General features: G+C 35.9%; 22 protein-coding genes. 2 read left to right on the top strand and 20 right to left on the bottom strand.

Annotated elements, in window-relative coordinates:
- Positions 1-216 precede the first annotated feature (216 nt).
- Together D9842_RS00845 and D9842_RS00840 are read right to left on the bottom strand one after the other, a co-directional pair.
- Positions 217-1,143 carry an aldo/keto reductase gene (locus D9842_RS00845; protein WP_121660850.1) on the bottom strand — a complete coding sequence of 309 codons (927 nt, stop codon included), beginning with the start codon at positions 1,141-1,143 and terminating at the stop codon, positions 217-219.
- Between the two features lie 14 nt (positions 1,144-1,157).
- Positions 1,158-2,159: a Gfo/Idh/MocA family protein gene (locus D9842_RS00840; RefSeq protein WP_121660849.1), complete on the bottom strand. Its 1,002-nt coding sequence runs from the start codon at positions 2,157-2,159 to the stop codon at positions 1,158-1,160.
- Positions 2,160-2,278: 119 nt separating this feature from the next.
- Between D9842_RS00840 and D9842_RS00835 the strand changes: the two genes are divergently transcribed.
- Positions 2,279-3,127, top strand: a complete 849-nt coding sequence (locus tag D9842_RS00835) for an AraC family transcriptional regulator (protein ID WP_121660848.1) — start codon at positions 2,279-2,281, stop codon at positions 3,125-3,127.
- A gap of 53 nt (positions 3,128-3,180) precedes the next feature.
- Here D9842_RS00835 and putP read toward each other — a convergent pair whose 3' ends face one another.
- From putP to D9842_RS00820, 3 genes are all read right to left on the bottom strand, one after another.
- On the bottom strand, positions 3,181-4,644 hold the full coding sequence (gene putP, locus D9842_RS00830; protein WP_121660847.1) for a sodium/proline symporter PutP: 1,464 nt from the start codon (positions 4,642-4,644) through the stop codon (positions 3,181-3,183).
- Between the two features lie 883 nt (positions 4,645-5,527).
- On the bottom strand, positions 5,528-6,073 hold the full coding sequence (locus tag D9842_RS00825; protein ID WP_121660846.1) for an NADPH-dependent FMN reductase: 546 nt from the start codon (positions 6,071-6,073) through the stop codon (positions 5,528-5,530).
- A gap of 208 nt (positions 6,074-6,281) precedes the next feature.
- Positions 6,282-6,899, bottom strand: a complete 618-nt coding sequence (locus tag D9842_RS00820) for a superoxide dismutase (protein ID WP_121660845.1) — start codon at positions 6,897-6,899, stop codon at positions 6,282-6,284.
- Positions 6,900-7,117: 218 nt separating this feature from the next.
- On the opposite strand from D9842_RS00820, the gene D9842_RS00815 reads away from it, so the two are divergent.
- Positions 7,118-7,756, top strand: a complete 639-nt coding sequence (locus D9842_RS00815; protein WP_121660844.1) for a helix-turn-helix transcriptional regulator — start codon at positions 7,118-7,120, stop codon at positions 7,754-7,756.
- Positions 7,757-7,830: 74 nt separating this feature from the next.
- Here the strand turns inward: D9842_RS00815 and D9842_RS00810 are convergent, their stop codons facing one another.
- The 15 genes from D9842_RS00810 to D9842_RS00740 form a co-directional block, all read right to left on the bottom strand.
- Entirely contained in the window at positions 7,831-8,178 is a 348-nt protein-coding gene (locus D9842_RS00810) for a hypothetical protein (RefSeq protein ID WP_121660843.1), read from the bottom strand.
- A 136-nt stretch (positions 8,179-8,314) separates the two neighbouring features.
- Positions 8,315-9,190: a pirin family protein gene (locus D9842_RS00805; RefSeq protein WP_257535965.1), complete on the bottom strand. Its 876-nt coding sequence runs from the start codon at positions 9,188-9,190 to the stop codon at positions 8,315-8,317.
- Positions 9,191-9,212: 22 nt separating this feature from the next.
- The gene (murB, locus tag D9842_RS00800) at positions 9,213-10,136 is read right to left on the bottom strand and encodes a UDP-N-acetylmuramate dehydrogenase (RefSeq protein ID WP_121660841.1); all 924 of its coding nucleotides are present in this window, start codon (positions 10,134-10,136) and stop codon (positions 9,213-9,215) included.
- A gap of 352 nt (positions 10,137-10,488) precedes the next feature.
- Positions 10,489-11,448, bottom strand: a complete 960-nt coding sequence (locus D9842_RS00795) for an arabinan endo-1,5-alpha-L-arabinosidase AbnA (RefSeq protein WP_121660840.1) — start codon at positions 11,446-11,448, stop codon at positions 10,489-10,491.
- 178 nt (positions 11,449-11,626) lie between these two features.
- Positions 11,627-11,881, bottom strand: a complete 255-nt coding sequence (locus D9842_RS00790; RefSeq protein WP_121660839.1) for a DUF6171 family protein — start codon at positions 11,879-11,881, stop codon at positions 11,627-11,629.
- A 22-nt stretch (positions 11,882-11,903) separates the two neighbouring features.
- Positions 11,904-13,388: an alpha-N-arabinofuranosidase gene (locus tag D9842_RS00785; protein ID WP_121660838.1), complete on the bottom strand. Its 1,485-nt coding sequence runs from the start codon at positions 13,386-13,388 to the stop codon at positions 11,904-11,906.
- A gap of 100 nt (positions 13,389-13,488) precedes the next feature.
- The gene (araA, locus tag D9842_RS00780) at positions 13,489-14,973 is read right to left on the bottom strand and encodes an L-arabinose isomerase (protein WP_121660837.1); all 1,485 of its coding nucleotides are present in this window, start codon (positions 14,971-14,973) and stop codon (positions 13,489-13,491) included.
- A gap of 23 nt (positions 14,974-14,996) precedes the next feature.
- The gene (gene araD / locus D9842_RS00775) at positions 14,997-15,710 is read right to left on the bottom strand and encodes an L-ribulose-5-phosphate 4-epimerase (RefSeq protein ID WP_121660836.1); all 714 of its coding nucleotides are present in this window, start codon (positions 15,708-15,710) and stop codon (positions 14,997-14,999) included.
- Between the two features lie 80 nt (positions 15,711-15,790).
- Complete coding sequence (gene araB / locus D9842_RS00770) at positions 15,791-17,485, bottom strand: ribulokinase (protein WP_121660835.1); 1,695 nt, start codon at positions 17,483-17,485, stop codon at positions 15,791-15,793.
- Positions 17,486-17,750: 265 nt separating this feature from the next.
- Entirely contained in the window at positions 17,751-19,082 is a 1,332-nt protein-coding gene (locus D9842_RS00765) for an arabinan endo-1,5-alpha-L-arabinosidase (protein WP_121660834.1), read from the bottom strand.
- A gap of 181 nt (positions 19,083-19,263) precedes the next feature.
- Entirely contained in the window at positions 19,264-20,235 is a 972-nt protein-coding gene (locus tag D9842_RS00760; RefSeq protein ID WP_121660833.1) for a glycoside hydrolase family 43 protein, read from the bottom strand.
- Between the two features lie 29 nt (positions 20,236-20,264).
- Positions 20,265-21,761 (bottom strand): arabinosylfuranosidase ArfA, encoded by a 1,497-nt coding sequence (gene arfA, locus D9842_RS00755; protein WP_121660832.1) that lies wholly within the window; start codon positions 21,759-21,761, stop codon positions 20,265-20,267.
- Positions 21,762-21,852: 91 nt separating this feature from the next.
- Positions 21,853-22,698 (bottom strand): carbohydrate ABC transporter permease, encoded by an 846-nt coding sequence (locus D9842_RS00750; protein WP_232273959.1) that lies wholly within the window; start codon positions 22,696-22,698, stop codon positions 21,853-21,855.
- Between the two features lie 67 nt (positions 22,699-22,765).
- Complete coding sequence (locus D9842_RS00745) at positions 22,766-23,656, bottom strand: carbohydrate ABC transporter permease (protein WP_121660830.1); 891 nt, start codon at positions 23,654-23,656, stop codon at positions 22,766-22,768.
- Between the two features lie 99 nt (positions 23,657-23,755).
- Entirely contained in the window at positions 23,756-25,072 is a 1,317-nt protein-coding gene (locus tag D9842_RS00740; RefSeq protein ID WP_121664896.1) for an ABC transporter substrate-binding protein, read from the bottom strand.
- Positions 25,073-25,411: the final 339 nt, after the last annotated feature.

The following is a 25,411-nucleotide window of genomic DNA, read 5'->3' as shown; positions in this document are numbered from 1 at the left end:
AAATTATTGGGAATAATAATTAGAAAGTAAATCATAACCCATTAATGATATTTACTTTTAGAAAAGCTTGGCTTATCGCAAAGCCCTAATGGCGGAAGCCTTAGCTTTTCTTATACCATCATCCATAAAAATTTTATCTTTCTGATAGTATAAAAAGAAAAAGACGTTAAAACAGACATTTGTTTTAACGTCTTTTTCCTATATTATGTTTAAGAATCAAACTTGCTCCAACCATTTATATTCTTCCTTAGTTAAAACAATCTTTGCTCCCTCATAGCATGATTGTAATTCTTCTGCATTTTGAGCACCAATAAGAGCACATGTAGGAAAAGGTTGATTAAGCACATAAGCAAGAGCAATTTGTATCGTACTAACTCCCTTTTCCTTAGCCATAATTTCAGCCCGACGCAATCGTTCCCAGTTCTCTTCGTTATAAAAAACGCGAACAAGATCCTCATTACTTCGATCTTCAGGAGTGTATCGACCTGTAAAAAATCCTCTTGCTTGCGATGACCAAGAGAGAAGTGGAATTTGATTCTCTTGATGCCATAGACAATCAGCAGAATCCGCCGAAACACACCCTGTCCAGAACGGTTCATTTGGTTTTGCTAAACTTAAATTAGGACTGCTGAACGTAAAACCAACCAAACCGTTATTGGCTGCATATTCATTTGCTTCCTGTAACCGCTGTGTTGTCCAATTAGATCCACCGATTGCCTTTATTCGCCCTTCCTGTATATGCTCATTCAATGCATCCATAATCACACTTACTGGTACTGCTGGATCGTCACGGTGCAGAGCATATAAATCGATGTAATCTGTTTTTAAACGTTCCAGACTTTCAAAAAGGTCTTTAGAGATTGCTTCTGGATTCACACGTGGACCGTTTTGGTCATGATGTGCACCTTTAGTCAGAATCACCACACCTTCTCGATTATCACGTTCTTCCATCCACATGCCAATCGCTACTTCACTTTCACCACCACAATAAATATGTGCAGTATCAATTGTATTACCTCCGATCGCAACATATTGATCAAGAACGCGACAAACCTTTTCATAAACACTTGGTCTAAAATAATCTGAGCCTTGAATGAGTGTTGTTACCCGCTTATTTAAGCCTGGAATACTAATCGTCTTCATCAAAAGTCCCCCTTTTATAACTCAACACGACGGCGTTCTCTTGCTGAGGTTAAACAAGCATCAATTACTTTCATATTTAATACTGCATCTTGCGAAGGAAATGGTAATGGCTCGCCGTTACGGATGCTTCTTCCCATTGCATCAGCTTGAAGTGCATATTGATTTAAATAAGGCACCTCAAGCTCTCTTTTGCCATCATTTGTGTGAACAATAATATGATCTTGTTCATTTTGATGTGTTATAAACGCTGAAGGAACCTCGATCCGACCATTTGTACCAAGAATTTCGAGTTCATTTCTAAATGCAGCCCACATTCCACAATCAAATGTTAAAGCTACACCTTTATCAAATTCCAAAATACCCGATGCCATCATATCAACATCGTCATGTTTCTCAGAAAAGAATGCATGAACAGTTGCTGCTTTAGGCTCTTCATTCAAAATCATTCTGGCCGCACTAATTGGGTAAACACCAACATCATATAAGGAACCTCCACCCCATTCCTTTTTATAACGAACGTTTCCACTGTCTTTTGCATTATTAAAAGTAAACGTTCCGTGAATACCCCGAATATCCCCAATTTCCCCTGAGTCAATTAATTCGTTTATAAGCTTATAACGTGGATGATAACGATACATAAATGCTTCTGCAAAAACGACACCAGCTTTTTCACAAGCAGCTACCATTTCTTCCGCTTCATCCGCATTTAATGCTAAAGGCTTTTCACATAAAACATGCTTACCTGCTTCTGCTGCACGAATGGTCCACTCTTTATGTAAATGGTTTGGAAGAGGAATGTAAACGGCTTCAATTTCAGGATCTTGGAGTAATTCCTCATAACTCCCATAAGCCTTAGAAATATTTAATTGTTCGGCCGTTTCTTTTGCTTTTTCTAATCCTCTGCTAGCAATAGCAACAACCTCACCTGTTTCTGATTGCTGAATACCTGGTATAACTGAACCTTTTGCTATATTTGCACTTCCGATAATTCCCCAACGAATTTTTTCCATAACCATTCTCTCCTTCTACCCTAAACTTAATATTATATTGTTATTATAAAAGACACATCTTAAAATAAAAATAGAATCATATTGCCTTTATAATAAAAGAATATTGTCCTGAAAGAGTGATGCAAATGCTTAGACAATTTTTATTACCTACATTACAAAACAATGATTTTATGATTCTACCTGAATCAATTGGCTGGTATTGGAATGAACCTGACCATGAAGTAAATCGAAAAGTTGGCACTTTAAATAACTTTAGTATTCACTTTGTTTTATCTGGATCGGGGTACGTGGAAATAGACGGCAGTCCAGTCATGATAAAAAGGGGAGACGCTTTTTTATATTTTCCAATGCAGGAGCAGCGGTATTATAGTAGTAAACAAGATCCCTGGAATATACGTTGGGTTCATTTTTACGGTGATGTGCTTAATCAATTTCTCTCGGAAAAAGGGTTTCATCAACACTCACTCTGGACTCTTCAAAAATTGTCTACTCTTGAAAAAGCACATAATCAGCTATTAATTGAGGCAGAAAAAAACAGCTTTTTGCATCTTTCCAGCTTGTCTACTTTTACCTACACATTTTTAATGGAATTTGTAAGAAATGCTGCACCAAAAACATCTGATCGCCGCCAAGAGCAGGATGATCGTATTCAAACACTCTTACCAAGTATGCAAAGAAGTGCTTGTGAACCATTTGACCTTGAGTACTGGGCTCAGAACGTGGGCGTCAGCACATATTACTTTTGTCGATTATTTAAACGAGCTACTCAAATGACACCAATGCAGTTTATCACCTTATGCCGTTTGCAAGCTAGTAAACAATGGCTGCTTGATCGTAAAGAAATGACCATAAAAGAAATTGCACAAAAGGTAGGTTATCCTAGTATAAGCTACTTTAATAAACGATTTATTGAGCAAGAAGGGATGACTCCTACTGAGTATCGTAAATTGCATGATTATGAGATAAATAGTTAAGAAAAAGCACCGCCCAATGTCCCTTTGTTAGGAACATTCAGGTGGTGCTTTTTTCATGCAGATTGCTTATTTTGATTAAACTTATCCCTAATGTTCTTTGACGGCGCCGGTGATACAATACTAACGAAATAACATGCTAGTAAACTGACAAAAAAGCCTGGAATCATTTCATAAATCGTTGCACTCAGACCTGGAATACTAGTCCAGATAATAACAGTACATGCGCCAGCAACCATTCCAGCAAGAGCTCCCCATTTATTCATCCGTTCCCAATACAAACTCAATAAAATAACTGGACCAAAAGCTGAACCAAACCCTGCCCATGCATAACCTACTAAAGATAGAATTGTTCCACTTTTATTGTAGGCAATTGCTACAGAAATAATGGAAACAATTAATACTGATAATCGTCCAATAACCATTAATTCCTTATCAGTTGCAGAACGTCGGAAAAATGTTTTATACAAATCCTCTGTTAACGAGCTTGATGTTACTAATAGCTGAGAAGAAATGGTACTCATAACAGCTGCTAACAAAGCAGCAAGTAGAAATCCTGTAATAATAGGATGAAATAATATATCACTTAACCCAATAAAAACTGTCTCAGGGTCTGCAAGATTCAGATCATTTTTAGAGTAATAAGAAAGTCCTACGAACCCAGTAAACATAGCACCTACAACAGAAAAAATCATCCAGCCCATTCCTATACGTCTGGCCTTCTTTATCTCTTTTACAGATGAAATCGCCATAAATCGAACGATAACGTGCGGCTGCCCAAAGTATCCAAGCCCCCATGCGAATAAAGAAACAATACCTAGGAAACTAGTACCCTTAAAAATATTAAAAAGAGACTCATCAATTGATTTTATTTCACTAAAAGAAGGACCAATTCCTCCTAACTCAATAATCGTCACAAGAGGAACAAGAATAAGGGCAATGAACATGATCAATCCTTGTACAAAGTCTGTCCAGCTTACTGCCAAGAATCCTCCAAATAATGTGTAGGATACAACCACTCCAGCAATGATCCAAAGTCCAACTGTATAGTCAAGATTGAATGTGGTTTCAAACAGCACCCCTCCAGAAACCATCCCTGATGATACATAAAACGTAAAGAAGATAATAATAACTAATCCTGAAATAAGACGGAGCATTTTAGATGCATCTTCAAACCTATTTTCCAAAAAAGAAGGAATTGTCATCGAGTCGTTAGCAGCCTCTGTGTACATTCTTAACCGTGGTGCCACATACAACCAGTTTGCATACGCACCCAGAGTCAAACCGATCACAATCCAAGAGGCACTTAAACCTTGTACATACATAGCTCCAGGAAGACCCATAAGGAGCCATCCACTCATATCTGAAGCTCCAGCACTTAGAGCGGTAACAGCGGGACCTAAAGACCTTCCTCCTAACATATAATCTGATAAGTTAGTGGTCCGTTTATAGGCGTAATAACCAATAAGTAACATCCCAACCATATAGACAACAATGGAACCGAGTAACTGATAACTCATACTATTCCCTCTTTTCAAATAATTTTATTGGAAAAACTTAGCTTATCGTCAAGTCCTAATGGCGAAAGCCTTAGTTTTTCCTATACTATCATCCATAAAAACTTAAACTTTCTGATAGTATAAAAATAAAACCCTCGCTAGGCGAGGGTTAAATTCTCCTTAGCTTATATTTTCTTTTTAAACACATGACTTTAAGATTTTTATTATTTGATAATACTTTTTTCATAGCTATTACGTCAATAACTTTATAATAAGAAAAGTTTTTTAAAGAAAGCAGACTCAAATATACAGTCTAAACAAATTAAATATCTGTTCTATATCTTTACAAATATTTTACAATTTTACATGAGTTTTCTACAATGTAGCATAGATACAAAGATTTAGGTTCCTGCTTGTGTAAAACACACAACACAAGAGAAAGCGCTTGCATTTTGGTCGGAACTCTAAAAAAACAATCCGATTATATTTGTTATCAAAAATTATAATAAAAACCGGTCAATTTTAGCTACTAAAATAAGCGGGGAAATTCCTCTTAATGAGGAAATATCACGAAAAATGGATTAAATAGACGGAAAGACTCCGTCTATTTAATCGAAAAAGATAAAAATGGACCATTTTACTTTGCTTAACCGGAAAAATTCCGCTTATATCCCCCAAATCGAGTTCCATTCTTCGTATAGCCGGAAAAACTCCGTTTATTTAAACTATAGGTTACTCAATTAAGGATAAGCAAGAAGGTCAGCTTTATTTATTCGCCCCTCAGAAAAAAAAACAGTCTTATTCAGTTGCGAACAGGACTGCTAATTGGTGCTAGTGTAGTTTTGTATTCGGAAACCGACTGTTACAATTATTGCCCGTAACTTCCATTATTATCATTCAACTGTTAAGCTTCTGAGTCCTTTAGTGACTTTTGTAGAACTATCATCTCTTTAGCCAATACGTGAATTCGATTCGAAATATCGTTATTAATTATTTCATTTTCTTTATTAAAATCTGAGTTTTGAAGAAATACATTACTAACAGGAACCACTCCTTTTAAATAGGTCAGGATTGGCTTTAGATGATATTCTGTTACAAGAAAATGTTTGTCTGTACCAGCCGTTGTAATCATTCCTGTCACCTTTGACTTAAATGCATCAATAGGTAAATGGTCAAACAGATTTTTCAAAACACCTGGGATGGAAGCCTGATAAATTGGAGTTCCAAACACAAGAAAGTCGGCTGATTGAATTGTGTTTACAACCTTAATTGTGTCTTGATTGTAGGAAGACAGTGGAGTCCCCTTCACAAATTCAACTTCGTAATCCTTTAAATCAATTAATTCAACTTCAAGATTCTGATCTAAAGCTTTTGCTGCCATTAATACTTCATGAACTGCCTTTGCTGTTTTTGTGCCAATGATTGAACCTGATATACCAACAAGTTTCATGTTTTAGCCTCCTATTTGAAATAGCCTGTGTGTGAAGCGATAAAATGTTCCATAGTTAACAATAACATGCTTAACTTCCATTTTCTTCTTTTTTCATCTTTACTAACAAAAACAACCAAGTTACTTCTGTTTCACATAAGGAAACTTTCAATATAACAGCAAATAAGGTGTCTTTTTAGACACCTTATTCATAAAACTCACTGATTATTTATCTAGTTTTTTCTAATTTTTCTGCTACTACATCCCAATTAATAATGTTAAAAAAGCTTGAAATATAGTCTGGTCTTCTGTTTTGGTAGTTCAAATAGTAAGCGTGCTCCCAAACATCAAGTCCTAGAATGGCTTGTTGACCATCCATAATTGGATTGTCTTGGTTAGCTGTACTTGTTACCTGAAGATTTCCATCTTGATCAACTACTAGCCAAGCCCAACCTGATCCAAAGCGGGTTGTTGCCGCTTTGGTGAATTCCTCTTTAAAGCTCTCAAAGCTTCCAAATGCATGGTTAATTGCAGCGGCTAATTCTCCTGTAGGAGTTTGGTCATTACCAGAAGGTGCAATGACTTCCCAAAATAATGAATGATTTAAATGACCACCACCATTATTTCTTACAGCCGTTCTAATTTGTTCTGGAACAGCATCTAAATTACTTAATAACGCCTCTAGTGATTTTGCTTGCAAATCTGTTTTTCCTTCAAGGGCAGCATTTAAGTTATTAACATATGTTTGATGATGTTTCCCGTGATGAATTTCCATTGTGCGCTGATCAATATGTGGCTCAAGTGCATCAAAGCTATAAGGTAAAGATGGTAAAGAATAAGTTGTCATTATTTACATCCTCCAATAAATTTATATTTTTATACTTAGTAGTATAATAAGTATAAATAAAGAATAAACTAAATTTTTTTATAGATCAATTAATTTGCTTAAACATTATAAAAAAGTCAAAATCAGTTAGATGAACATTTCTTCAAACATTTTATACTATATGGTATAATTATATTTTAACTTTATCTTCTCCACATTTTTAAAATGGAGGTGTTAGTATGAACACGACTCGAAATAGTACAACAAAGGACAAGATTCTTCACTTATTAAAAAAAGAAGAAACAATGACTGTTAATGAGTTAACAGATGAATTAGGGATTACTCACATGGCTGTAAGAAAGCATCTTTTAAGTCTCGAGAAAGAGGGTTTCATCTCTTCCAAGGAAGTAAAACAGCCGATGGGTAGACCTCTCCAAACATATTCTTTGTCAGATAAATCGGAACAATATTTTCCTAAAAACTATGAAGGAATCAGCCTTGAATTTCTTCATGATATTAAAGAAATACACGGTGAAGAATCTATAGAGCTACTATTTAAAAAGAGAGAAACACGTTTAATTAAAGAATATAGTGCCAAAATGATCAATATAACTACACCAGCTGAGAAGGTGAATGAACTTGTAAAGCTTCAAAACGAAAAAGGATATATGGCTGATGTTGCTGAAATAGATGATCGTACATTTGAATTAACAGAATATAACTGTCCCATCCTCTCAGTTGCAAAAGAATTTAAAATGGCATGTCGATGTGAAACAAGCATGTTCATAGACGTTCTTGGTGTTAATCAAATAAATAGAACTTGTTGCCGAACTGAAGGTGACAATCATTGTAAATTCATAATAAAGTTTGGTGAGTAAGCTTTTGCTTGGAGGTATAATGAGATTCCTCCTCACCAACTTTACTTTCTGTAATTAGTTGTTATAGCAACTACCTATTCTGAAAGCTCCTTAATCGTATGAAATATACAATCCGGTTTCGTGTAAACATTAAAATATTTCACATTATATCTTTGAAGAAGTTGACTAATTTCCAAAAAATCCTTTGAATGACTATAAAGTATAATGTGGTGCTTTGTTGAATAAAGATCTAAAATTTGTTTTAAGTTATCTACTTCTATATCTAACAGGACAACTACCTTTTTAAGTCTATCAAGCATTTTAAAGGCCTCATGCTGATCATCATTATTGTAAATCAAGTTAAAAGTTGAATGAGCATGAATGAATAAACTTAAGCTTCTTTGAATATGCGGGTTCTTTGAGATTATCGCCACATCAACCATTGTAACTACCTCCTTGATCTTACTATACAATAAAATCATTTTGAAATATTCCTTTAAAAGAATGATTTTACAGGAGGTTTTTCTACGACTTTTGTCGTAGAAACCTTCAGTAAAGCAGCTTGTTTTTTCACTATTTTCATCTAGCTGCCGGCCCAAATTTTCCATTGTGGTAATCTCGATATGCTTGTTTGATTTCTTCCATTGTATTCATCACAAAAGGACCATATGGAACGATTTCTTCTTTTATTGGTGTTCCTGAATATACAAGTACTTTTGACCGCCTGCTATTTGCTTTTATCACAAACTCACTTATGTTCTCTTCGTTTCCTTCATCGTTATAAGTTAATGTACCTACACCATGCTTTTTTAACTCTACCTTGTTTTCTCCAAATGTCATATCACCTGATAAAACGTAAAAGAAGCTATTATGTGTTTCTGGTAAACAATGAACATATTGAGCTCCTTCTGATAAAGTAATTTCTGTTAATGTTATCGGAACAATGGAATTCATTGGACCCTTAACACCTGCAATATCTCCTGAAAATACTTTTACCGATCCTCCTTCAATAGAAACAACAGGTGCATCCTCACTATAAATATTTTGATAAGATGTATCTGTTTGTTTTAAATGTTTCGGCAGGTTTAACCAAAGCTGTAGGGTATGGGCAATATCATCCTCTACACCTTCCTCAGCATCCCTTGCCGCCCACCCGGCGTTCATATATTGAACATCTCCCGGCTCTAAAATTTCTCTTCCTCCAGCATTATCAATATGCTCCAAACGTCCATCTACTACATATGTGATTGTCTGAAAGCCACGATGAGGATGATCGGAAAATGTCCCTCTCTTAAACCAATCCTCAGCCATTAAAATAAATGGATCAAAATCCTGCCAACGGTCAACGGGCAATATCCATCCCTTTTGAATCGATGGGAAGCCTACCTCTTCATATTTAACATACCAATGGTCTTTTACACTTCTTTGAAGTGCTTGTGAAGTTTCTCTAGTCAATATAATCACTCCTAAAATTGATTTATATCTCATCTTCCTTACCTATAACAATTACTTCTGTTTCTAGGTTAACACCATATTTCTCTTTTACTGTTTTTTGAATCACGTGAATGAGATCTGTATAGTCCTTTGCAGTTGCATGATCAACATTTACGATAAATCCAGCATGCTTCGTTGATACCTCTGCCCCTCCAATTCTCAATCCTTGAAGACCAGAATCCTGTATTAGTTTTCCAGCAAAGTAACCTGGTGGTCTCTTGAAGACACTTCCACACGATGGGTACTCAAGCGGCTGCTTTTGCTGTCGTAGTCTAGTATTTTCATCCATTTTTTCTTTTATTTGAAGATAATGACCATGCTGTAGTTCAAATTCTGCTTGTAACACAACATAGTTATTTTGGGATATAATGCTTTTCCTGTAGCCTAACAAAAGATCTTTTTTTTCTAAAACGAGTAGCTCACCTAATTCTGTTAAGACTGTAGCTTTTTTTAATACATCCGATATTTGGCCACCATATGCTCCAGCATTCATACACAGTGCCCCACCTACTGTCCCTGGAATTCCGCAGGCAAACTCAAGACCAGATAATTTTTCATTCAACGCGATCCTTGACACCTCAATAATGTTAGCACCTGCTTGTGCTTTTATGATATGATCCTTTACTTTTACTTCATTTAGCTTTTTCAAGCTTATAACCAATCCAGCAATTCCACTATCTTTTACAATTAAATTTGTGCCATTTCCGATAATTGTTATTGGAACTTTGTTTTCTTTCGCTTTTCTATAAATCAATTGGATTTCTTCAAATGTTGACGGTGTAATCAATACATCTGCTTCCCCACCAAGTTTTGTAAAGGTATAATTCTTTATTGGTTCATAAAACCTTATATCGTTAATATCCAACACGTCATTTAACATGCTTTTCAAGTTGATTAAATTGCTCATGTTGCTCACCTTTCATCAAGAATTTTCATTTAAGAAAGAGGTATACCAAATTTGACGTTAAGTAGTTGCTGTAGCAACCTTGTTTTTTCTATCTATCTAATAACAATTTAGAACGATATAGTTTTTATATAAATTGGTATAAAAAGTGAACATCTATATTAGATCACATGGTTATTCTAATTGCAAATATTAGATTCCAATTGTTTTATTCTTTAACTGACCACATACCTACTTTTATTATAGTTATTATGACTAGAAATGTGCCCTAATTAAAGATCTTATTTTAATGAAGAAACCCGGACTACACTTGTCCTACAAAAAAGGGTGGTGAAAAATCACCACCCCTTAAAAATTAGTAAGAAGGCCATCCTTGAGAATCCCAATACAAATCATTGATTAATAGGGTTGGCATCCCGTTATTTTCAGCATCATAAGAATGTCTGACAATGACATTGTTGTTATAAATGTCCTGATGGCCTGGACCTTTCCATCTACTATTTCCGGCATCTAAAATTGTACCTCCACCATTCATCATACTTACTCCATTTTTATCAAGATATGGTCCAGTAATATTTTTAGATCTTCCGTAGGCAATTTTGTACGTGCTATCCACTCCTTGACAACATCTGTCAAATGAAACAAACAAATAATAATACCCATCTTTATAACTAATGCTAGGTGCTTCGATTGCATTATTCGGGGAGTTTGGTCGCGTTGCAATTGAATAGACAGTACCAGTAGGTTTCATTGTATTTTTATCTAAGCGTGTAAGCTTAATCCCACTCCAAAAAGATCCGTAAGATAGCCAAGGATTACCGTCTTTATCAATAACAAGATCCCCGTCAATAGCATTAAAGTTACTTGAACTTGTTGAGCGAACAACTAATCCATCGTCTCGCCATTGTCCAGAAGCTATACTTTCCGTTGATAAAAGGCCAATTAATGAATTATTCGATCCAAAACTAGAAACTGAATAATAGAGCCAATATCTTCCATTGTAATATTGAATATCAGGTGCCCATTGATTTGATTCATGGTTCGGTACATATGTTTTCCACCATGAGGGTGCTGTAGGAAAAATAACAGGTGTAGTGTACCAGTTAACACCATTATCAGAACGTAATACACGAATTCCATTTTTTTCTGCTTCACCAGTTCCAAATACATACCATGAATTACCTTCTTTAATAATAGAAGGGTCGTGAATCATTTTTTCCCCTGTTACATTCCAAAATGCGGCACTTGCTGTTACTTGTATATTTAGCACACACAAGATAACCGAAAGAATGAGTAGTTTTTTTATTTGCTTCATTAAATCATCTCCTCCTCACATTTATTCAAGCTATTGTTAACACGAGTAATGACACCCATCACCTCCTTAAAACGCTTTCAAACTAAAGTAAAAAAGATATACATCTTTGCCCAGAAAATAGGGTAACAGATGTATATCTTATGCATTAACAAGATGTATAAAATTCAGAATTGAAGACCTACCACTTAGCCCCTGCAGGATTTGGACAATTTTTACTTGTAAACTTGGCTCTGTACTCCACTAAACATCCACTATATAAACAAGTTGTTCCATAAAGAAACGAAGGGCAATCATAACAAGCTTCTAGACGCTTTTGGTAGATCTCATCAGAAACAATTAAGTTGTCTGGTAATTGTTTAGAAAGGATTCTATCTACTTCTTCTTTTTTGATAATGACATTTCCAGAACAGCCTTTACATACGTTGGTTGCCATAATCAATTACTTCCCTTCTATATTAAATCGTTAACAAGACAACAGACATCGGAGGTAATGTTACATCAAGTTGACCATTGCTTACAGTGAATTGTGTAAATTCAGCTGGAGCTACTACTTCTGGCTGCTCGAACGTATTGTGTGCATCAATCGTGTCAGCTGTTAAAATCGTACCAGTGATACTACTAACCTCTTCTTTCAATCCACGAAGCTGAAGAGATAATGATGCAGATTCTTTATGATCAATATTGTATAAACTGATGTTTACTTTGCCATTTTTATCTTGAGATGCTGAAACAGATACTTGATCAACTTCTTGACCATTGTATTTGTATTTTCCAACAGCAGCGTCAACTGAGAGTACTGTTGCATCTTGGTGTACCTTATACATATCAAATACATGATAAGTAGGAGTAAGAATCATTTTTTCTCCTTCTGTTAGTACCATCGCTTGAAGAACATTTACTGTTTGGGCAATATTTGTCATTTGAACACGATCACTATGCTTATGGAAAATATGGAAGTGGACCGCAGCAACTAATGCATCACGAATAGTGTTTTGCTGATAAAGAAACCCTGGATTTGTTCCTTCCTCTACATCAAACCATGTACCCCATTCATCTATAATCATCCCAACACGTTTTTCAGGGTCGTATTTATCCATGATCGTGCTATGCTTTGTAATTAACTCATCCATATGCAGTGCTTTTTGCATCGTGATGAACCACTCATCCTCTGGAAAACCTGTTGCAGATCCTTTACCTGTCCAGAATTCACCAGGAATTGTATAGTAGTGAAGACTTAGTCCATCCATTAAGCGCCCAGCTTCACGCATTAACACTTCTGTCCAATTATAGTCATCTACGTTTGCTCCACCGGCAATTTTATAGATTTTATTATTTCCATAATTCCTTACATATGTTTGGTAACGACGGTATAGATCTGCATAATATTCAGGACGCATATTTCCGCCACAACCCCAGTTTTCGTTACCTACACCAAAGTATGTAAGCTCCCAAGGTTTTTCTCTACCATTCTCTTGGCGCCAGTTGGCCATTGGAGACTCACCGTCAAATGTCATATATTCAACCCATTCAGACATTTCTTGAACAGTACCGCTGCCAACATTTCCGCAAATATAAGGCTCACAACCTAGTAAATCACATAGCATCATAAATTCATGAGTTCCAAAGTGATTGTTTTCAACCACACCACCCCAGTGGGTGTTTACCATTCTTTTTCTTTCACTCCTTGGTCCGACTCCATCTTTCCAATGATATTCATCAGCAAAACAGCCTCCTGGCCAACGAAGCACAGGAATGTTAATTTGTTTTAATGCTTCAAGCACATCGTTTCGAATTCCGTTCGTGTTTGGAATTGGTGAATCTTCTCCAACCCAAATACCTTCATAAATACAACGGCCTAAATGCTCGGCAAAATGTCCATAAATATTACGGTTAATTTTCCCTTTACTAACATCTGCATTAATAACAATTGAATTTGTCATTCTCTATTCCTCCCATGCTTTTTAGTGATAGTAGAAAGACGAGGAAACTAGAAACATGACATTTCATTTTTGTTTTCCTCGTCTTTAAAATCAATACCTATTACTTATATACAACGTCATTCCAACGTAACTCATTTTTGAAGCTATGCTTATTTGTATCATTATTAATAAGAACACATTCAACTCCGACTAGCTCTGCCCAATCTCTAAGCTGGTCTGTTGTTACTTTATAAGAAAAGACTGTATGGTGTGCTCCACCAGCAATGATCCAGTTTTCTGTTCCTTCACTTAATGAAGGCTGAGGCGTCCAAAGGACTCTTGCAACAGGAAGGTTTGGTAAATCCTTTTCTGGTTGCACAGCATCGACTTCGTTTACAACAAGACGGAAGCGATGTCCTAAATCGATAATTGATGCATTTAAAGCAGCACCGCTCTTTCCATCAAAGATGAATCGTGCAGGATCTTCTTTTCCGCCAATTCCTAAAGGATAAACAGCAATCTTTGGCTTAGTTGCTGAAATAGTAGGACAAATCTCCAGCATGTGTGAACCTAACACTAATTCATTTCCAGGTTCAAAGTGATACGTATAATCTTCCATAAATGAAGTATCTTCGTTATTTGCCATGATCTTTAAGATGCGGAGTAAACCAGCTGTTTTCCAGTCTCCTTCACCAGCAAAGCCATATCCTTGTGCCATTAATCGTTGTACAGCTAGACCAGGAAGTTGTTTCATACCATGAAGATCTTCAAACGTTGTTGTAAACGCCGAATAACCACCTTCTTCTAAGAACGATTTCATTCCTAGTTCAATTCTTGCCTGATAGCGAATAGAATCTCGTACTGGACCTGCTTCTTGGCCTTCAGCTACAATATCGTATTCTCTTTCATACTCTTCCATTAATTGATCAATTTCTTGTTCAGAAATATCATTCATTCGTTGAACTAAATCACCGACGCCGTATCCGTTAATGGTCCAGCCTAGTTTAATTTGTGCCTCTACTTTATCTCCCTCAGTTACAGCAACTCTGCGCATGTTATCTCCAAAGCGCGCAATTTTCAAATGCTGACCTTCCATAAAAGCAACAGACGTATTCATCCAACTACCAATTTTGCTTCGAACTTCGTTATTTTCCCAATGACCAACAACTACTTTTCTTTTTACATTTAGTCTTGTTGCCATAAATCCAAATTCACGATCACCATGTGCAGATTGATTTGTGTTCATAAAATCCATATCAATGCTATCCCATGGAATATCACGGTTAAATTGTGTGTGAAGATGAAGCATTGGTTTTTGTAAGCTTGAAAGTCCGGCAATCCACATTTTTGCTGGAGAGAATGTATGCATCCATGTAATAATACCTGCACAGTTTTCATCAGCATTTGCTTCTAAACATAATTTACGAATGGAATCTGCATCCTTTAAAACTGATTTAAATACTAACTTATATGTTAATGTAGAATCTTGGTCAAGACCTTCTGTAATCACTTTTGAGTTAGCTTCAACTTCTCTTACTGTTTCTTCTCCGTATAAATCTTGACTACCCGTTACAAACCAAAACTCGTATGGTTTCACTGTTAGCATAATGGTTTCCCCCTAATCGATAGTTACTGTTTCACTTCTTTGTTTTTCTGACCATAATAAGCATTTGCTCCATGCTTACGAAGATAATGTTTATCTAACAAAAATTGATCGATTGGACCAGCAATTGGATTTAATTGATACGTGTGTAATGCCATCTTGGCTACCTCTTCTAAAACAACTGCATTATGAACTGCTTGACTAGCATTCTTTCCCCAAACGAACGGTGCATGACCTGAAACGAGTACACCTGGCATCGCTATTGGATCAATATCTTTAGATTGAAATGTTTCTATAATGACATTTCCTGTTTCTAGTTCATAGCCTCTAGTAATCTCATCTTCTGTTAAAGCTCTTGTACAAGGAATTTCTCCATAATAATAATCAGCATGAGTTGTTCCTAATGCAGGAATGGGACGGCTTGCTTGGGCCCAGCTAGTTGCCCATGGTGAATGTGTATGTACAACTCCACCAATCGAAGGAAATGCTTTATAAAGTGCTAAATGTGTTGCAGTATCAGATGATGGGCGCATGTCTCCCTCTACTATTTCACCATTCAAATTGACTACAACTAAATCTTCAGCCTTTAGCTCTTCATAAGGAACTCCACTAGGTTTAATGACTACAAGTCCTTTTTCTCGATCAATTCCACTTACGTTTCCCCATGTAAAAGTAACCATTTTATATTTTGGTAACTGAAGGTTTGCCTCTAAAACTTGTTCTTTTAATTGTTCAAGCATCAGTTGTCTCCCCTTTCTTTTGAAAAGTGGGGGCTAAAGATGGATGCCCCACTTCAGAATAGAGTGATAGATATTTCGATTTATTGTGTAATCTTCTCTTTTGCTTTGTTAGACTGAGCATGTTTGATCTTCTTTAAGTTTTTCATCACGTTATTTTCACCACGACCGAAATAATCATATAATCTTGCATATTCAGAGAATAGTTGGTCGTAAACTTGTGAATTCTCATGATTAGGTTGATAAACATAATCTTTTAATCTAGCCATTTCTTTGGCTGCATCTTTAATATCATCGTATCCGCCACGTTCCTTACCAGCTGCAACTGCTCCAAACATTGCAGAACCAAGAGCTGGGGTTTGAGATGAAGCAGATATTTTGATATCCATTTTTAATACATCTGAATAGATTTGCATCATTAATCCATTTTTCTCAGCAATACCACCACATGCATATACTTCATGAATCGGCACTCCACTATTTCTAAATGCCTCAACAATTGTTCGTGTGCCATATGCTGTTGCTTCAATTAGAGCTCGATAAATTTCCTCAGGCTTCGTTAGTAATGTAGCTCCTAATAAAACACCTGTTAAATCAGCATCTACAAGTGTAGATCGATTTCCATTCCACCAGTCAAGTGAAATTAAACCGCTTTCACCAACCTCCAATTGAGCTGCTTTTTCTGTTAACAATTGGTGGATGTTCATTCCTTTTTGTTGTGCTTCTTCATAGTAGCTAGCAGGTACACAGTTTTCAGTAAACCATTCAAAATGATCTCCTACACATGATTGACCTGCTTCATATCCCATAAATCCTGGAATTACTCCATCTTCAACAACACCACACATACCTGGTACTACTTCTTCTTTTTCTCCCAGTAAGATGTGACATGTAGATGTTCCCATAATCATCAGAAGCTTACCTGGCTCAGTAATTCCAACTGCCGGTACAGCAACATGTGCATCAACATTTGCTATAGCAACTGCGGTTCCTGGATTCAATCCAATCATTTTAGCAGCTTTCTCTGTTAACTCTCCCGCTTTAGAGCCTATTGGATAAATATTAGTAGATAACTTTTCTTCAACAACATTTTCCAAGCGAGGATCTAATGCTTTAAAAAACTCTTTTGATGGATATCCTTCTTGCTTATGCCATATCGCTTTATATCCAGCTGTACAACTGTTTCTTTTCAAGTCACCTGTAAGCTGATAGGTAACCCAGTCTGTTGCTTCCACAAACTGATCTGTAGCATCGAAAATCTCTGGTGCCTCATTAAGGATCTGCCATAATTTAGGAACGAGCCATTCTGATGAAATTTTCCCACCATACCTTTGTAAAAATGCTTCTCCTCTTGTTTCTGCAATTTCATTTAAAGAGTTTGCTTCATCTTGTGCCGCATGGTGTTTCCATAACTTCACATAGCTATGAGGATGGTTCATATGTTGTTCTGTTAAACATAGTGGTGTTCCGTTTGTGTTAATAGGTAATACCGTACAAGCTGTAAAATCAATTCCAATTCCAATAACATCGTCCGCTGAAACGTTAGCTTGTTTTAGGACATCAGGAACTGTTGTTTCCAAAACTTCTATATAATCTGTAGGATGTTGCAAAGCCCAGTCATTTTCTAATTTGGTAACTCCATCTGGTAAGTATTCATCCATTACACCATGAGTATAAGGCTTTACCGAGGTTGCTATTTCTTTTCCTGTTCCGATCTCCACAAGAACGGCTCTACCAGATTGAGTGCCGTAATCAACACCAATTGAATATTTAGTCATTTAAAATCCCCCCGACTCTTCCAGCTACATTTTTTATTAAACTATCAATTTATTAATAATTTATTATTATCATACGTACAAATTTGAGATAATCATTACAATCTCTTATACAACTTAGTTAATAATACTAAAAATTTTAACTTATACGTATAACCTTAATTAAATTTTAGCACTTATTTCATATTTTTCAATACAAATTTCATTATTTTCTAAGAAATTGTTGTATTTTTGTATTAAAAATTTATAAATCAGCAAAAATTCATCCTTACAAGTTTGGTGATTTTTCTACTTTTTTCCCTACAATTACATCCCCATTAGAATTTTTCCCTGCAAATACCATAGTCGGTCTCCATAAAGTCCAATCCCAAGCTGCCAATACTAACACTTGGTAAGTTCCATTGTTAGAATTCAAGAAAAACTCAAAATGATTTTCCCCTTTATGTGACCAATATCCATCCTTCGAGCCCTCAAACCTGCCGTCAAATAACAGATGAAGTGATTCCGATTGTATTTGCTCATGGTATTTGTTATCCATGTGAATAATCTCCCAATTTCCAACCATAAATGTTGAATTAACTGGTTGCTCCTTTTCACCTGCATATCTTTCTGGAGATATTAATGGCCATCCATCATCCGTCCAAAGAATTCTTCTAATATGAAGTGCGTGATGTTTTCCGGTCCTCTCACCTCTTGCATGGTGACAAACATAATAGTCTTCACCATCTTTTAATACCGAATTATGTCCAGGCCCAATCCAACCTTCTTCTTTACCAAATTTATATCCTCCCAGCACTTTCATCCCAACTTCATTTGGAGGCAAATCAATATTGGTCATTTCGTTTCCATTACTATCTAAATAAGGTCCTTCGATTTTATCTGCTCTTGCAACACGTATATGGTAATCTTTAAATAACGAATCATATGATACAAATAAGTAATATTTTTTAAAAGTAGGATGGTAGACAATATAAGGCCCTTCAACAGCTCCCTCAACTGAAAGATGTCTCTTAGAAATTAAGGTTCCATTGCCCTTCTCCTTTAATTTTCCAGTATTCTCATCTATACGAGCAACATAAATCCCACCAAAAAAGGACCCGTATACCATCCATGGATTTCCTTCATCATCAAACGTGATATTCGGATCAATTGCATTTGGCTCACTTTCGCCTTGTTTTGTTTTAATAACCTCACCTTGATCTTCCCACGGACCTTCAATTGATTTACTTGTTGCAACACCTATAAATGATTGGTTTTTTCCAAATTGCGAAGCAGCATAATACAAATAATAGGTATCTCCATATTTTGTTACGTCAGGCGCCCATAATCCCTTTGCACCAGTCCAATCGTAGGCATCTTTAGGAATAGTATCAAATGCATGACCGACCCATTCCCAGTTGACTAGGTCCTTAGATTTCCGAACTTGTATGCCTCCTTTAGGCACGCCTCCTACTTTTGCATCTGTTGAAAAAACATAATAAGTATCTCCATCTTTATATAATGCAGGATCATGGACATTATGGATTGTCCATAATTCTTCTTGATCTGTAATTAATTGATCGTACAAGTCATATTTTACTGGTTCTTGTGGAAACAACATATTTATCCCTCACTTTTTCACTCTTGATTTATACCTTTCCAAAGGATTATTCTTTCCTAGTGTTTTTTCTAGTTCGTCGATAAAAATTCCATCAAAATAAAGTGATAATCTAATTACTTAACCTACTATCTTCTTCATCTACATACAGAAAGGCTGAATATACTTCAGCCTTTCCTATTTCTTAATTATTTACTTTTTTAGCATCAGGAACTGGTACACCAAAGTGGGGTGTTCCATCTTCATTCCAGGAAATTGGCTGAACTCGTGTATGTCTGTTCGGATCATACAGTGGGTCACCTTCAATTTCTTTATAATTTCTTGCGTGATAAACGAGAATATCTTGTGTTCCGTCCTCAGATACTGTGAAACTATTATGACCTGGTCCATATTGTCCTGTTTCTTCTGATGTAACAAAAACAGGTTCAGGCGTTTTGTGCCAAGAAGCAGGATCTAATAGATCACTATTTTCATCGGCTGTTAATATTCCCATACAATAATTAAAATCTGTTGCACTTGCTGAGAAAGTAATAAATATTCTGCCATTGCGCTTTAATACTGCAGCTCCCTCATTTACTAAGAAGCCTATTTTTTCCCAATCATATTCAGGTGTTGTAATACAGACTTGTTCACCTTTAAGTGTCCATGGATTTTCCATTTCAGAAATGTACATGTTTGAGTTTCCAAAAATCTCTGGATCCTTTTGTGCCCACACTAAATATCTAATACCTTTATGTTCAAAAGAAGTCGCATCTAATGCAAAGGATTCCCATTTCGTTTTTATTTGACCTTTTTCAATAAATTCACCTTCTAATGGATTAGCCGATGAATTTTCAAGAACAAACATACGGTGGTCAAATAAACCATCATTCGTTTCAGAGGTTCTCGCAGCCGCATAATAGATGTACCACTTTTCATCGATATAGTGAATTTCCGGTGCCCATATATTTGCGCTCATTAAACCGCTCTCATGTTTTACCCATACAACCTTTGCATCTGCATTTGTTAATCCTTCAATTGTTTGCGATCGACGCAGCTCAATTCTGTCATACTCAGGAACAGAGGCAGTGAAATAATAGTAACCATCTGTATGTTTATAAACCCAAGGATCCGCACGTTGCTCAATAAGTGGATTTTTAATTGTGCATTCTGACATAGTAATCTCTCCTTATAGTTAGTAAAATCTTAGGATTCACATTGTAATCTGATCATGTTCCACGACATTTTTGGCAGCTTAATTTCTAAGTGATCGCCCGTTTTGCTCGTAGAATCAATTTGACTAGGTTTCACATTATCAGGAGTTTCAAAAGTATTAGTCGCATCAAGATTCGTTCCATCCATGACCAAATGTTCGATGACTTTCACCTGACCAAAGGATCGGAATTGTGCATCAAGGACAAAGTCATCATCCTCAGAGCAGTTTAGCGCGAAGATACTTAACGTATTGTCAACTGAATTATAAGTTGTTGATGATTGCACTAACGGAATTTCACCGTGCTTATTCGTTTCAATCTTTGGTGATTCTACTAGGGAATTCAACACTACCCCTCTTCCGAAATTGGATACTTGATAGAAAGGATAGAAGATTGCTTGCTTAATGGCAGGGCCACCTTTTTGAGTGAAAATTGGTGCGATAACATTCACCAATTGAGCAAGGGACGCCATTTTGACTCTGTCAACATGCTGTAATAGGGTACATAATAGTCCACCAAAAACTAGTGAATCTAACAATGAATAATTGTCTTCTAAAATAGGTGGGGCTATCTCCCAATCTTTTAATTCCACCTTCTTTTGATACCATACATTCCATTCATCAAAAGAAATGTACATTTTCTTTTTACTTCGATTTTTTGCTTGTACATAGTCTGCTGTGCTAGCAATTGTTTTAATAAAGTGATCCATATCTGCAAAAGAACCTAGGAAATCATTAATATTACCAAGATTTTCGTAATAACGATGGCAAGAAATATAATCAACATGTTCGTATAAATGCTCTAAAACAACACGGTCCCATTCAGGGAATGTTGGCATTTCTGCAGTCGAGCTACCACATGCAACTAGTTTTATTGTAGGATCAACCCATTTCATGATCTTCGCTGCTTCTCTTGCCTTTTTCCCATAGTCTTCAGCATTTAATTGACCAATTTGCCAAGGTCCGTCCATTTCATTTCCTAAACACCAGACTTTTACGTTATAAGGATCTTTTTGACCATTCTGAATACGAAGATCACTCCAATATGTATTTCCTGGGTGATTGGTATACTCAACAAGGTTACCAGCTTCTTTTGGTGTACCTGTTCCCAAATTAACCGCTAACATTGCTTCAATATTGGACTTGTTCGCCCATTTCATAAACTCATCGATTCCAACTTCATTTGTTTCTGTTGTTCTCCATGCAAGATCAAGCCTTGTTGGTCTATTTTCTTTAGGACCGATACCATCTGTCCAGTCATAACCAGATAAGAAGTTTCCGCCTGGATAACGGACAATCGGTACATTAAGTTCCTTTACAAGATCCATTACATCTTTTCTAAATCCATCTTCATCTGCAAGAGGATGTTCTGGCTCATAAATCCCTGTGTAAACTGCACGACCTAGATGTTCAATGAAAGAACCGAATAACTTAGGGTCAACTTCACCGATTTTATAATTTTTATCTGCAAAATAACTAACACGCTTCATCTTTTTTCCTCCTTTTTTTAAGTAAAGGAAAAGTGGCTACAATTATAGTAAATGAGCCACCTTACATGATGTTTTAATGTTGTATGATTCTTTATCCTTTTACACCTGAAATAGCAACAGACTCAATAATTTGTTTCTGGAAGATAATAAACACGATTAGCATTGGTAATAGTGACACAACAGATGCTGCCATGATTAATGGGTAATCACTTTGGATAGCAAAAGTTGAGTTGAAGTTAGCGATTACAAGTTGTAATGTTTGTTTCTCTGGTGAATTTAAATATAGAATCGGTCCTAGATAATCATTCCAGATTGTCATAAACCATAGAATTAACTGAGCTGCTACTGCAGGTCTAATTAATGGAAAGATAATCTTATAAAAGATTTTAAAATAAGAGCATCCGTCAATCTTAGCTGCTTCTATAATAGAATTCGGAATGCTTGTTAAGAACTGCCTTAAAAAGAAAATCATAATAATGTTACCAAATATCGCCGGAACAATAAGTGGAAGCAATGTATCAACCCAGCCAATATTAGAGAAGAACATAAACTGTGGAATCATGACAACTGGATAGGGAATCATCATTGCTGTTAACAGTAATAAGAAAATCTGATTTTTATACGGGAAATTTAACTTCCCAAATGCAAATGCTGCTAAGCTTGATGTAAACGTTCCTATTATTGTGACTGATAACGCAACAGTTAAGCTATTTATAATCCCACTAAATAATGGGCCTTTTTGCCAAATTTCAATATATTTTATTGGATCAAATGTTTCAGGAATCCAAACCGGTGGTAGAGCGTATACTTCTTGAATATCCTTAAAAGATGTTGATAACATCCATATAAGTGGTGCTACCATAACAATAGCCCCTAATGAGAGAAAAATGAAAATGATAATATTGGTGATTCTTGTACTAGATTTTACTGATCTCATCTTTGTTTTAGTTTCTACTTTTGCATTTACTCCAACTTCCATCCTTTACACTCCCTTCTTTCTTATATTAGTCAAGTTCAAATGAAGACTTTTCATTTAATTTAAATTGAATAAAAGTAACGATAAAAATAAACAAGCCGAGTACAACTGCCATTGCAGAGCCATATCCCATTTCAAAGTTACCAAATGCTTTTTGCCAAATATAAAATACTACTGTTGCTGATGAAAATTCTGGTCCACCAGTCGGTGTCATAACTTGGATTTCTACGAAAATTTGCGCTCCTGCAATAATGTTTGTTACAACAATGAAAAACGTAACTGGTTTCACCATTGGAAGAGTTATGTTCTTAAATACTTGAAAAGCATTAGCTCCATCAAGTGTAGCTGCTTCGTAATATGTTTTTGGCACACTTTGTAAAGCAGCAAGATATAATAACATGCTATAACCGAGGCCTTTCCAAATAGTCATAATAATCAGGGCTGGCTTTACAGTATCTTTATCCATTAACCAGCTAGGACCATCAATTCCTAATTTTTCTAAAAATTGGTTTACCAATCCATAATCACCGTTATAAGCCCATTGCCATAAAATTGCTACGGCTGCAATGGATGAGATTACAGGGATATAATAGACAACTCTAAAAAATTGCGTCCCAAATATTGCTCTATTTAATCCTAGTGCTAGTAATAAAGCTAAAATAATACCAATTGGAATACCTAACATTAGAAATAATGTGTTGTACATCGATTTATGGAAGGACTCATCACTAATTAAATCAATATAATTCTGAAGTCCAATAAAATTCATTTGACCTAATCCATTCCAGTTTGTGAATGAACCATAAATGGAATATAACGCAGGTACTAGAATAAAAACTAAAAACCCTATAACTGGTGCCGCAATAAATAGATAGGCATTTCTTCGCTCTTCCCGATAAAGCTTAGACGTAGTTTTCATCTTTCCTCCCCATTTCTCTTAAAGGGTACTGACACGAATAAAGTAGCTTAATACTTTAAAATAAGGTGCTAGCTAAATCTAGCACCTTATTTATTTTTATTATTTCTGAGATTGTTTCTCCTGCTCAATTGCTTTATCTAATAATTTTTGCATTTTAGGTTGCGCTTCTTTTACGTATTCTTCAGCTGTTTTGTCACCATCAATTACAGGTTGGATATTTTTGAAGAACTCATCATACCATTCACCTGTGTAAGTGAAGTTCGTTGGAAGATCACGTCCATGCTCACCTATAATCTGTAAGAATTCTTCTTTATTAGCTGGTTTAATTGATGTATCAGCAGCCCATGCTTCAGCTACATCAGTGTTGTTAGGTAATTGTACCTGCTGATCCACTAGAGCCTGTTGACCTTCTTCATCAGCTGATAAATATAATGCAAGCTCTGCAGCTAGCTCTGGATTCTTCGTTTTTTCAGAAACACCAATTCCTAAAGAACCGATCCATGCTTTTGTTTCACCAGTTTCACCAACCGGCCATGGCGCTAAATCATATTCGAATTTTAAATCATTGTATGCTGGCATATCCCAAGGACCAACTGGGAAGAAACCGATTTGTCCTTGCATCCATCTTTGGTACGTATCAAGTGTTTGAGCTTCAGCAATAGATGGTGTTACACCATGAACGTTTTGTAAATCTGCAAAATATTGTAATGCTTCAATAAATTTAGGATCATCAACTGTTACTTTTGTATTTGTTTCGTCTAACCAATCTGCTCCATTACTCCATACAAATGGTTGTAATGACCAGTTTACATTAAGTCCTGTACCCCATTGATCAAGCTTCCCATCACCATCTGTATCTTTTGTTAATTGCTTTGTAACTTCTACAAATTCTTCCATAGTGTATGGTTTGTCTGGATCAGGAAGTGGAATACCTGCTTCTTCAAACATTGTTTTGTTGTATCCAAACGCGAATGGCCCTAAATCTTTTGGAACCCCGTATAGAGCACCTTGTCCCATATTAACTCCATCATAACGGTATTTGTTTATACCAGATTCCCAAATTTTAGTTAAATCTACACCTTCAGCATTTTCAACTAAATCAGTAATATCTTTTAAAACGCCTGAGTTAACATATGCTTTTAAGTTACCAGGATTATAGAAGAAAACATCCGGAAGACTGTTACCAGCAATTGCTGCCTGTAATTTAGTATCATATTGGTCCGGTGCTGTTACAACAACTTTAACCTTTACTCCAGGATTTGCTTCTTCGAATTTTTTCACAACTGCTTTATAAGCTGTTTGTTCTTGTGGTTGACCACTAAACATAAATGTTAAGCTTTTCCCATCTTCTGCTCCGCCGCCTGAACTACTGCTGCTACAAGCACCTAAGACTCCTCCTACAACAACAATTAACATACTGACTAATAAGAATCTACTTAATCTCTTTTTGGATTTCTTGAACACTTTTATTCCCCCCAGATGCTATTTGATAGAAAAGGAGACTTACTTAACAAAGGAGTACGATCAATATTTTGCAAGCTTTTCTTTTTGTTATGTAAGCGCTTCTTTAATCTTATATTATTACACCTGTTCGTACATGTCAACAACTTTTTTAACAGTTTTTTTGCACATATTTGCACAAAGCGATTTATATGTACGTACGTGTGTGATTTTCCGGCAATGATACGACGTTTTTCTACGTTTTTCTGCCTTTTTCTCTAATATACCATTTATGAACTTGTGGTGATTAAAAAT

Source organism: Metabacillus litoralis, from assembly GCF_003667825.1.
GTDB classification, from domain to species: Bacteria; Bacillota; Bacilli; order Bacillales; family Bacillaceae; genus Metabacillus; species Metabacillus litoralis_B.
Note: the sequence above shows the minus strand (reverse complement) of the source record. Positions and strands in the feature narration are given on the sequence as shown.